Source organism: Fodinibius sp. GM108 (assembly GCF_058386985.1).
In genome coordinates this window covers 246,791-256,354 of the sequence record NZ_JBYEIR010000001.1, presented here as the reverse complement: position 1 = coordinate 256,354, position 9,564 = coordinate 246,791, and the positions used below count along the sequence as shown (strand labels likewise).

The 9,564-nt window shown below is 50.2% G+C and carries 15 protein-coding genes; all 15 read left to right on the top strand.

The genetic code is table 11. The features are described 5' to 3' along the window. The first annotated feature begins 53 nt into the window (after positions 1-53). The 15 genes from ACT3ID_RS01255 (at position 54) to ACT3ID_RS01185 (ending at position 9,538) form a co-directional block, all read left to right on the top strand. Positions 54-497, top strand: coding sequence for a hypothetical protein (locus ACT3ID_RS01255; protein ID WP_491540157.1), 444 nt, complete (start codon positions 54-56; stop codon positions 495-497). A gap of 110 nt (positions 498-607) precedes the next feature. Next, the gene (locus ACT3ID_RS01250; protein ID WP_265767910.1) at positions 608-1,228 is read left to right on the top strand and encodes a hypothetical protein; all 621 of its coding nucleotides are present in this window, start codon (positions 608-610) and stop codon (positions 1,226-1,228) included. A gap of 70 nt (positions 1,229-1,298) precedes the next feature. Continuing rightward, positions 1,299-2,078: a hypothetical protein gene (locus ACT3ID_RS01245; protein ID WP_491540156.1), complete on the top strand. Its 780-nt coding sequence runs from the start codon at positions 1,299-1,301 to the stop codon at positions 2,076-2,078. 3 nt (positions 2,079-2,081) lie between these two features. After that, positions 2,082-2,501, top strand: coding sequence for a hypothetical protein (locus ACT3ID_RS01240; protein WP_491540155.1), 420 nt, complete (start codon positions 2,082-2,084; stop codon positions 2,499-2,501). Positions 2,502-2,622: 121 nt separating this feature from the next. Beyond that, positions 2,623-3,054 (top strand): hypothetical protein, encoded by a 432-nt coding sequence (locus ACT3ID_RS01235; protein WP_491540154.1) that lies wholly within the window; start codon positions 2,623-2,625, stop codon positions 3,052-3,054. Positions 3,055-3,058: 4 nt separating this feature from the next. Further along, the gene (locus ACT3ID_RS01230) at positions 3,059-4,513 is read left to right on the top strand and encodes a hypothetical protein (protein WP_491540153.1); all 1,455 of its coding nucleotides are present in this window, start codon (positions 3,059-3,061) and stop codon (positions 4,511-4,513) included. Then, the gene (locus ACT3ID_RS01225; RefSeq protein WP_491540152.1) at positions 4,513-5,073 is read left to right on the top strand and encodes a transglycosylase SLT domain-containing protein; all 561 of its coding nucleotides are present in this window, start codon (positions 4,513-4,515) and stop codon (positions 5,071-5,073) included. The genes ACT3ID_RS01230 and ACT3ID_RS01225 overlap by 1 nt, the downstream gene beginning before the upstream one ends. Continuing rightward, on the top strand, positions 5,070-5,519 hold the full coding sequence (locus tag ACT3ID_RS01220) for a hypothetical protein (protein ID WP_095606380.1): 450 nt from the start codon (positions 5,070-5,072) through the stop codon (positions 5,517-5,519). Before ACT3ID_RS01225 ends, ACT3ID_RS01220 begins: the two co-directional genes overlap by 4 nt. A 27-nt stretch (positions 5,520-5,546) precedes the next feature. After that, entirely contained in the window at positions 5,547-5,798 is a 252-nt protein-coding gene (locus ACT3ID_RS01215) for a hypothetical protein (RefSeq protein ID WP_095606381.1), read from the top strand. Between the two features lie 95 nt (positions 5,799-5,893). Beyond that, positions 5,894-6,331 carry a hypothetical protein gene (locus tag ACT3ID_RS01210; RefSeq protein WP_491540151.1) on the top strand — a complete coding sequence of 146 codons (438 nt, stop codon included), beginning with the start codon at positions 5,894-5,896 and terminating at the stop codon, positions 6,329-6,331. After that, positions 6,328-6,687, top strand: coding sequence for a hypothetical protein (locus ACT3ID_RS01205; RefSeq protein WP_491540150.1), 360 nt, complete (start codon positions 6,328-6,330; stop codon positions 6,685-6,687). Before ACT3ID_RS01210 ends, ACT3ID_RS01205 begins: the two co-directional genes overlap by 4 nt. Continuing rightward, on the top strand, positions 6,659-7,123 hold the full coding sequence (locus ACT3ID_RS01200) for a hypothetical protein (RefSeq protein ID WP_491540149.1): 465 nt from the start codon (positions 6,659-6,661) through the stop codon (positions 7,121-7,123). The genes ACT3ID_RS01205 and ACT3ID_RS01200 overlap by 29 nt, the downstream gene beginning before the upstream one ends. After that, entirely contained in the window at positions 7,120-7,479 is a 360-nt protein-coding gene (locus ACT3ID_RS01195) for a hypothetical protein (protein WP_095606385.1), read from the top strand. Before ACT3ID_RS01200 ends, ACT3ID_RS01195 begins: the two co-directional genes overlap by 4 nt. Positions 7,480-7,579: 100 nt before the next feature. After that, positions 7,580-8,050 carry a hypothetical protein gene (locus ACT3ID_RS01190; protein WP_095606386.1) on the top strand — a complete coding sequence of 157 codons (471 nt, stop codon included), beginning with the start codon at positions 7,580-7,582 and terminating at the stop codon, positions 8,048-8,050. Between the two features lie 153 nt (positions 8,051-8,203). Beyond that, positions 8,204-9,538 (top strand): TolC family protein, encoded by a 1,335-nt coding sequence (locus ACT3ID_RS01185; protein WP_491540148.1) that lies wholly within the window; start codon positions 8,204-8,206, stop codon positions 9,536-9,538. Positions 9,539-9,564 lie beyond the last annotated feature (26 nt).

Genomic DNA, 9,564 nt, shown 5'->3' with positions numbered 1-9,564 from the left:
ATCCAACCCACTTGGATATAATCGAAAACCCAACAACCCCAAAACCTGCAACTATGGCAAAACAAACAACAACCGAAAAGGCTGTCGGCGAATTCAAGCAGCAGCTTATCACTGCCGGATATATTGTGGGCGGCCAGGCAATTGGTGCGCAGCTTAACGGGCTGGCCGTTCCCGCTATTCTTGGCGGAAGCTCAGCTACTGTCCAGCAAGCGGCCCGCGTTGGCCTGCCCCTTACGCTCGGCATGGTCTTCACCATGTTTACCAAGAACGCTCACCTTCGCGGTCTAGCCATGGGTCTCGGCGTGCAAGGCGTGATGGAACTGATCAAGTTCGTCATGCCCGACTGGACGCCCTCCCAAGGCCTGATGGAAGGAAGCGAATACCTGTGGGATGACCAAGACATTCCCTCACCAGCCGCGCCTGCGGCCTCGCTTCCCCAGCAAACCGGCCACGTATCCCAAATCGAAAACATCATTGAAGATACCGTGGAGGTGTAATCGGCATTCCATTTTTCTCATAGCTCTCACTGACTAGGGACTGCCTGCGGGAACAAGCAGTAGGCCAAAGCGGCCCCAACCTAAAACACCCTTTTAACTAACAACGAACTATGAGTAACCAAATTTCTAAAAAAGCTATTGTCCCCGCCAGCGCGCGCATCAAAACTTATTTTGATACCCAGCAAGTTACCCAAAACGGCGCTGTCGTAAACTTCTTTCCGCCCAACTCCACGCGGAAAATCACCCGCAACAATTACGTCGGCAATCCCTTCCCGGGCGAACTCAAGCGACGCATCCTCGCGCTTTCCTTCGAGGTGACCAAGCAATTTATCGAGGACGATGAGGCCAACGGCATTGATGCCCGCGGGATCGTCAACTCGCTGAAGGATGCTGGTGTCATTTTGCAGGCCGATAATGACAACAAGGAATTCCTGCGCGTGCCCATCTCCAAGCATTCCAACTTCTCCGGCACGGACGTGCAGTTGGTAGCCGGCACGGCGAATACCGTAGATGCCCCGGTGGTCTTCAAACGCATCGCTGCCCTTCGTTCAGCGGACGAGTATCGCCTGGCCGATCCCTTCGATCTGGCGGTCAATCAAACCTTGTCGCTGTCAGTTCACTTCGAGGATTCCTCAGTGTTCCCGAGTGACGAGAACTGGACAACGTCCGGCCAAGGACTGCTGTACCTGCGCGCCAGCATTGTCGTGGCTGAAATGAAGCCCGAAAAATAACCCCTCTAACCGGCAGCGGCCATCGGGTCGTTGCCGGCTTTTTTATTGCCCTAACTCCTAGCTGACCAACATGAAAATTGTTAAGAATTTTATTCCACCTACTGAATCTACTCCTTTTAATCCGGCCAAAGCCATTGAAATCCCAGCCGGTGGCACCCGGCACATTATGATGAATGGCATGGGCGGGGAAAGTTTTGGCGTCCGAAAAATATTGCCCTATGCCCCTGACATGAATAAAGTGTTTGTCTCCGCTCGACTCAACGAAGATCTATACCTGTTTCGCGACCTCCAATTATCGGTTGTTCATCAGCTGTTCCGCCACATTGATGGATTGTTAGCCCCATTCATTATCCAAAAAAGTAACAGCCTGGTCTTCGAGCTGACCAATACCCACAACGCGGCCCAGACGGTCAACATCCAGCTGGTAGGCTACGATCATTACAGCCTAACCAAACTACTAAATATCTATCGGGAAATTGGCAGTCCGATGCCACAGCCCCGCTTCCTTTACGGCCAAGCTACGCTGGCCCCGGGCGCGGTCAACATCGATATGGGCGTCAAAGCCAAAAGCATTGACGTAGAAGCCCGACGCCTGGCCATGAGCAGCGACCGACCGGGCGATATCACTGCCAGCCTGAAAGTCTATAATACGACTATCCGCAACGAGGTCTTCCTGGAGCAGATTAACGACGAGTTCGGCCAGTTCTATGCCAATGTCCCCTTTATCATTGGCTCCAACATGCCGTTTCAGGTGTACGCTTCAAACAAAGGAGCGCAGCAGGCTAGCGTAAGTTTCCTCTGTGAGTCATACGTGGTGCAGAAGTCCGATGCCAACCCGCTGGAGGTATAACCAATGTGGAACAACCTCATCCAGTCGCTTTGCGAGCTTACCAAAAAAATGGATAGTCTACTGGATCAACTCAAGGTAAATGCCCCTTCCATCGGGATCGGACCCGCCGGACGTATCGGGACCTCTATCTCCCCGGTCCTCAAGCAGGGAACCCAGCCGGTAAAACTGGTCAACGGCAACCCCATGCGCCTTGGAGTCATCATCCAAAACAGCAGCGACGGCGAATTCATGATTGCCTTGGACGAGAATCGCATCGACGAAATGTATTATACTTTTCGGCTTAAACCCGGCGAAACCTTGCACATGGACGAGCGACAGTTCAAAGAACTCTACAAAGGTGGCATGATGGGCCTGTGGGATGAAGATTCCGGAGCACTGGAGACCTCAAAAGCCCTCGTAACTGAAATCTTCTGGACCACCTAGCATGAGCGAAATCACCGGCAAAGAGTTCTCCGAAGGATTTAAAATGCGCGTGGTCAGTGGCATGCTGGTCGATGGCTCCATCCAAGTCTCATGGGCCACCGGCAAAAAAGCCTCGTCCCAGATGGATTGGGGCCTAGATCCCGAGAATCTGGCTACCACCCCTGAATATCATCGGGAGCCTGCGGAGATGGTCCGTTACCATACGCTTTATTTTCCCATCACCTACTTGGATGCTCGGCACTACTTCCGGGTTCGATCCAAGACCGAAGGTGAGCAGGTCGGCCAATCACGCATTTACTCGGTTATCACTCCTGATGACGTACAGAAAGTCAACGAAACGCCATTCGGGATTGTCCACCTTGATATTACTCCTATCGACGCTAACGAATTTGAGTTCCGTCCGGCGGCCTTCACTACTCCAGCGGTGAATTACGAACCCATCTCCCACACCGGTCCGATATCAACAACCCTGCAAACCGACTCGGCAATTACGGAAGAACAGCGTCCGGAAACCGGAAACGCCCACACCAACATTATTACCACAATCTCTTAACTATATGGATACCATTAATCATACTTTATCAATTGGGACCCCAAAGTCCGGTATGGACCTTTTCTGCAACATTCGCTTGGATGGCAAACACCTAATGCGCCTCCATAGCGAGTCCTTTGTCGGCGGATTTCTTCGCGATGTCCACGGGATGATGCACGGCGGCCGAACCAAGCGACTCATATCACCGCTGGAGCAGTATGTGCCTGACTACACGATCACCAGTATTCACATTGTGGATGGCGCCGTGGAAATCTATCGCAGTTATCTGCGAAACGTATTCAGCGGTTCCCACTCTGGAAACCCCAATGGGGACCAGCCGGTATGGGTTCATATTTGGGGATGCCAGTCGGTACCCGAACTCAACGGCACGTGGGAAGTCGAAAGCGCCCATACCAACAATGATTACGTCCGACTTATAGGTGTACCTACGACTATTGACCCTTCGACCTACGTCCCCGATGATGCAACCTGTATCTCGAAAACCTACAAGAATATTGCCACAACGCAACGCTATTGTATGCCCTTCCGGAAGGTATATCCAACGGTAGGTGCAGGAACCCGTCCGATAAGTATTTCTGACGTGGGGCTACATAATCCTATTGATGCCCTCCTGTCGCGCGGAGCCGTATCTGTTTCCGGTGTCGTTACCGACCAGGAGAAATCGATCTTTACGATCTCTGCTCCTTTTACCAACGCTACCGGTGGGGATATCACCATTCGTGAGATGGGGCTGGTTACCTACATCGATGTCTCCCGTTACGCCCTCAAGACGATTGCGAACCTACATGCCCGGGATATTCTCCAATCTGCAATTAACCTGCCAGACAGCAAAACGCTCACGCTCGATTACGAATGCCGATTCGAGCTGGAAAACTTTAATCAGGATACGGACCTGAATGGAACCAATGGCGGATTCCTTGCCGAATTTGCCAAAGCGTTGCGCCGGCAAGCTGTTGAAACCACCCATACCGGATGGGCGCGAATGCTCATGTGTATCGGAGGCGGCGGTACGTCCATGTCTTCCCTTAATGCTGATGCTTCAACCAGCGACAAGGGATGGCAGCTTGGCCTTCGGCTTGGAGAGAGTAACAAATTCGTCTCAATGACCGACACTGATCTTTCCCCGGATGCTAGTCCCGAAACCCCATACAATTTAGGTGGAATTACGCATGGCTCCGAGAACGGCCAACTCCTGTATCACGGGATGATGATCGATGACCAAGTGACCATTGATGAAACCAACAATGAAGCGTATTTCAACCTCTCCCGAGTATTTGAAAATCGCGGTGCCACTGATATTACCGTTAAAGAAATTGGTCTATACGCGAAAAATGACGACAGCACCAACCGGTTCCTGCCTAAGCTCATTGCCCGCAAGGCGCTTGCCCCAGCCGATCAATTTACCATCATGGCCGGCCAGATGCGGAAAGTTAACTACAAGATCAAGATGGTGGCCTGATGACCAGCTCTTTTTCCATATCGGCCGAGCTTACCTACGCCCGAATTCGTGGCCTGATGGGATATTTCTCTGATGCCTCCAGGCGATATGGCGTGCCCTTGACACTGCTGCTGGCAGTAGCTTCCCGGGAAAGCCGAATGGGACTTGCCCTTTCTCCCGATGGCACCGGCGACCATGGCAACGGCATCGGCATTATGCAGATCGACAAGCGGCATCATCCCAACTTTACCGACCGCCATAGCCACTTTGACCACCAAGCCAATATTGATTATGGAGCCCAGTACTTGGCAAAACTGCTCCAACAGTTCAACGGAAATACCACCCGGGCCGTTGCCGCCTATAACGCCGGGCCTAATAAAGTACGAACTGCCATTTACGCGGGCTTGCCACCGGATTCGGTCACCACTGGCAAGGATTACAGCCAGGATGTGCTGGAGCGAAAACAGCTCATCGTCCAGCTGCTCGGTCTCTCCAAAGCAACCAGCTTATCCATATATGTCCTTCCGATGGCCGCTATCGCTTTTGCAACTTATAACTATATGACCACCCAACACCCATGAATACCGAATCAAGTTATATCTACGAAGAACCTACAGAAGCGCGAGGACTAGGACGGATGCCCACGCGTCCGGTAATGCTTCGACCAGTTCTGGATGAACCAGCCCCTCGCAATCGAACCCAGCAAATAAGGCCACGAGTACGGCCGCGACCTACTCCAAAGCCAAAGCCTGTGCTTATACCTCGGCCTGTCATTGACAAAAATCCGGTACCTGCTCCTCCAAAGCTAAATATCAACACAGTTAAGAAACCCACTACTAAGCAGTCGAAACCGACCTCTAAACCCAAAACCACAAACAAATCTGCCAGCAAGCAGCAGCCTAATTCCCACAAGGATATCCTAGCGGGCACTTTTAGTATTGGCGGCATGCAGGTAAAGAAAACCCATGCGGCAATGGCAGGTGGGGGGATTGCAGGCGGCCTGCTTCTTTGGAAAATCCTCTTTTAAAAACTCAAAACATTCAGGTGAAATACTATGGAAACCTCTTTTGTAAATGAATACCCCTGTGGATGCTCCGGTAGTGGACTTTCGGGCGGGACTAGCGCTACTCAATCCGGTTGCGGCTGCAGCGGAGGACTTGGGGAAGCACAAGCCCCCGAAACACAGAAAGATCTCATCAATGAAGCTAAAAAGTACATAAACAGCGAAATACCAACGCCAATAAAAGTTGTCGGCGGGTTAGCAGCCCTTGGCCTATTACTTATAGCCACAAGAGGGAAGAAGTAATGAATACCCAGGATTATAACGCACTGCTGGACAGCTACGGCAACCACTTCTCTATCGGCGAACTCGAAATCCAAGGTCCCGGAACCGTCAAACGCATGGACATTGGGTTTTTACGCTCCTTTTTGGCCTGGCGCCGGTGGCATGACCTGTCGACCCTTATTAGCTCCGCCTGGCGAAAAGGAGACCAAAAATCCCACGGCCACGGAATGGCATTTGATGTACTACTTTTTGACCAATGGCTTGAAAGTCAACCTTCCGCTCTCCAACACTGGCTACTGGCCACCACTTGGGGATTTAACGGCGTAGGCTTGTACTTTGATTGGAGCTACACCAACAAAGAAGGTAACAACATACCGGCTATCGGTTTGCACGTGGATGGATGGGCAGGGAACAGTCATTCCCAGCGTCCGCTACGGTGGCTACGAATTGACGGCCACTATTACTACCAATCACTTGCCAGTGGCATCTTCCATTGCAAATCCAATAAGCAATCCATTACGCTGGATGAAGCGTTAAGGAGGTACGGCCCATGAACAACTCCCAAGAAGATGGCTTTTTCCAAAAATACAAGGAACTGATTGTCACCACGATCATTTGCCTGTTTTTGACCGGCATCTACGATTCCATCAATAATCAGACCGCCGAAATTAAGAAATGGTATGAGCTGATGATTAGCATTAACGAGAAAGTGAAGGTACAGGCTGATAACCTAAGCAAATTGGAAAAGAGCCTGGAAACCCATGTCCAGCGTACGGACAGTCGCTTTGACGATCATAACCAGCGAATTCGATCTATCGAATTTGAACTCATCCCACGCCGGATCAACCTATTAAAATCCCCAACCTCAAAAGACACTACTGATGCACAAAATACTAACTCCGATAATTAAGGCGGTCCCCACCTTAATTGGTCTTTTCAAAAAAAGAACGCCCGAAAAAGGTAGGAGAATCGTAAAAAGCGGGATAGCCAGTCTCACCATTTCCGGACTACTGTCGACAGGTAGACTCTCTGCCTCTAGTATTGATACCACCCTACTGCTCATTCTCTCCATCCTGGAGATAATCGGATATCTCTATGGGATGGTCGCTATCTCATCGGGGGCCACGCAGACCTATCCTGTTGATGAGCTACTAAAAGGAAAAGGCGATGGCTTATCCGACCATCAAGCCAAGGTTTTAGGGCAACAGTGGCTAAAACAAATGCAAAAGAATCAAAGTCACAGGATTCCCGGTAACTCCTTGTTTGATGATGACTACTCTGATCTAAAAGTCAAAGTCGAAGATATTTCCCACTACAAATCCCATAAATCAAAGAAAAAACGATGATTACAATTCTATCTTTCTTATTCATTTTAGTTCTACTCAGTACAGATTGGCTATCAGGCCTACTGGTTCCAAATAATTTGGCCGAAATTGGGGTGGTTATCCTCGGCATGATTGCACTGTCTGCCTCGGTTCAAATCCGTGCCTTATTTGAAAAAGCCCAAAGAATTCTTCGCTTGTATGCCCAATACACAGATCCTAAAAGCGAGAAAGGAAGCAAGCTCTCTCCCAAAGAAAAAGGACGCCTGCTAGATCTGTTCCTACATGAACTGCGAATTACAATTGATCAGTTTGGTGGAAAAATATTGATCCGTGTAGGGGGATTAATTCGGAAGGTATTTAATAAATTATTTGGGTAACATAATCCCTTCTTAAAAAAGGCAGTCTCATTTAACAAAGACTGCTTTTTTCCCTCTCAGCTATTCCGTAACTTTGGGTTTGATTTAAAAGATTTCACAAATGCAGCAGATTAAATCCACATACAAGAAAAGCCTCAAGGGCATAACGCTTGCCCTCCTTTTCCTGTTTGGATTGCATTTTTTAAGCATCCACGGATTTGTTGATAGCCTTGTTTATTGCTTTGAAGAAGATGGGCAAATCAATATCGAGTCTGAGGCCGGCTCCCTCTTGAGCATTCCTTCTGAAGATGTGATACACGCCAAAGATGCACATCAACATACTACTCCTACTCTAAAGGCAGATCTCGACAACCATCATGATTTACCGTTGTCGCTGAACTGTGCAAAAGAACAACAAACAACACGTTTTGATCAGGAACGCACGCTCAAGTTTCTTGATGGAATTTTGAACAGTAAGGTTGAAAACCTCCCGCAATCACGGGTCTTTCAACTTGTTTCTTACGTCCCTCCCTTGATTGAGGATACGATAACAGCTTCGCTCAAGACGGTTGTCCGTATTCTATACAACTAAGTAGTTCCAGCCCTTTCCATATCGCCATTTCACTTGCAAGTCATGTAATCAGGTAAGGAATAGTTATATCCTGCCGGTTCTGCTTGCCCCTCTATAACAGCAAAAATTGGCTGGAAACACATGAAATTATTAAACCCACTACTGGCCCTCGGCATGCTCGTGCTTGCTGCCGGATGTGCCACAGAAGAAACCGTTATTGAACCACCTTCAGAAAGCATGCTGGGAGACCAAACCTATGAGACGTCTCCCGCCTTAAATCAGAATGTGAACCCACAGGATACCGCATCCAGGGTCACTATTTCGGATACATTGACCTTCTCGGATGCGCTGTCCAAAGCCCTGCTCGAAAATCCCCGGCTGCAAAGCTACGGCTGGCAGGTGCGCGTGAAGGAAGCCGAACGCATTCAGGCTTCGCTGCTTCCCAACCCAACGCTCAACGCCGAAATGGAAAACTTCGGCGGCACGGGTCCCTTTGAAGGCTATGACGGCCGAGAAGTAACCGTCAAGTTGGGACAAAAAATCCTGCTGGGTGCCGATCGCCTCAAGCGCAAGCGGCTGGCCGACGCGGACAAAGGACTGGCCGGATGGGATTATGAAGCGCAACGGCTGGACGTGCTGACCGGCGTTACCAAATCTTATATCTCAGCACTGGAAGCTCAGCGCCAGTGGCAGCAGCAAAAAGAGTTGGTCAGTGTTGCCCAAAACCTGTACAACTCCATATCTGCCCAAGTTAAAGCTGGAAAAGTCTCCAAGCTGGCACAGACCAAAGCACAGGTTGAACTTTCCCGCGCAAAAATTGACTTGGAAAATGCCCGCAACCAATGGGAGTCCGCTCGTAGTTCACTGGCCTCTTATTGGGGGAGCGAGCAACCACAATTCAAGCAGTTAAAAGGTCAGTTGAGCATGCCTTCTGACATCCCCGAATACGCCAAGGTGCAAACCTATATCCAGCGCAATCCGGATGTAGCGCGGTGGGCTACCGAATTGCAGCAGCGCGAATCAGCCCTTGACCTGGCACAAGCCCGAGGCATTCCCGACATAACCGTGAGCGGCGGATACAAACGCGCGGAGGATTTGGGTGCCAGCGCTGCTATTGTAGGCGTATCTATCCCACTACCTTTCTTTGATCGCAATCAGGGGAATATCAAGGCGGCGAAATATGAGCTGAGTCGCGTGCAGACCCAACGGGAAGCGGCCGTCACCCAAACCTACAAGGCCCTGCAAACGGCATACAACAGACTGGATGCAGCTGCTCACGAAGTCAATCAACTGCAAGAACAGGTATTACCCGGAGCCAAAACGGCTTTTGAGGCGTCCCAAACCGGTTACCGGCAGGGTAAATTTGATTACCTGGAGGTGCTCGATGCCCAGCGAACGCTGTTTACCAGCCGCACCCGCTACATCCAGGCCCTGGCCGAATACAATCGGGCCGTAGCCGAAGTAGAACGCCTCATCGGCACGCCTCTCTCTGAAATTTCTGCAAACTAATTTTTTGAATGAATATGGAATCACCA

Bases quoted from the DNA above. Each gene is read 5' to 3' on its own strand.
- ACT3ID_RS01240 (WP_491540155.1), top strand. From the start codon at position 2,082: ATGTGGAACAACCTCATCCAGTCGCTTTGCGAGCTTACCAAAAAAATG.
- ACT3ID_RS01195 (WP_095606385.1), top strand. From the start codon at position 7,120: ATGATTACAATTCTATCTTTCTTATTCATTTTAGTTCTACTCAGTACA.
- ACT3ID_RS01210 (WP_491540151.1), top strand. From the start codon at position 5,894: ATGGACATTGGGTTTTTACGCTCCTTTTTGGCCTGGCGCCGGTGGCAT.
- ACT3ID_RS01220 (WP_095606380.1), top strand. From the start codon at position 5,070: ATGAATACCGAATCAAGTTATATCTACGAAGAACCTACAGAAGCGCGA.
- ACT3ID_RS01190 (WP_095606386.1), top strand. From the start codon at position 7,580: ATGCAGCAGATTAAATCCACATACAAGAAAAGCCTCAAGGGCATAACG.
- ACT3ID_RS01205 (WP_491540150.1), top strand. From the start codon at position 6,328: ATGAACAACTCCCAAGAAGATGGCTTTTTCCAAAAATACAAGGAACTG.
- ACT3ID_RS01235 (WP_491540154.1), top strand. From the start codon at position 2,623: ATGGATTGGGGCCTAGATCCCGAGAATCTGGCTACCACCCCTGAATAT.
- ACT3ID_RS01245 (WP_491540156.1), top strand. From the start codon at position 1,299: ATGAAAATTGTTAAGAATTTTATTCCACCTACTGAATCTACTCCTTTT.
- ACT3ID_RS01215 (WP_095606381.1), top strand. From the start codon at position 5,547: ATGGAAACCTCTTTTGTAAATGAATACCCCTGTGGATGCTCCGGTAGT.
- ACT3ID_RS01250 (WP_265767910.1), top strand. From the start codon at position 608: ATGAGTAACCAAATTTCTAAAAAAGCTATTGTCCCCGCCAGCGCGCGC.
- ACT3ID_RS01185 (WP_491540148.1), top strand. From the start codon at position 8,204: ATGCTCGTGCTTGCTGCCGGATGTGCCACAGAAGAAACCGTTATTGAA.
- ACT3ID_RS01255 (WP_491540157.1), top strand. From the start codon at position 54: ATGGCAAAACAAACAACAACCGAAAAGGCTGTCGGCGAATTCAAGCAG.
- ACT3ID_RS01225 (WP_491540152.1), top strand. From the start codon at position 4,513: ATGACCAGCTCTTTTTCCATATCGGCCGAGCTTACCTACGCCCGAATT.
- ACT3ID_RS01200 (WP_491540149.1), top strand. From the start codon at position 6,659: ATGCACAAAATACTAACTCCGATAATTAAGGCGGTCCCCACCTTAATT.
- ACT3ID_RS01230 (WP_491540153.1), top strand. From the start codon at position 3,059: ATGGATACCATTAATCATACTTTATCAATTGGGACCCCAAAGTCCGGT.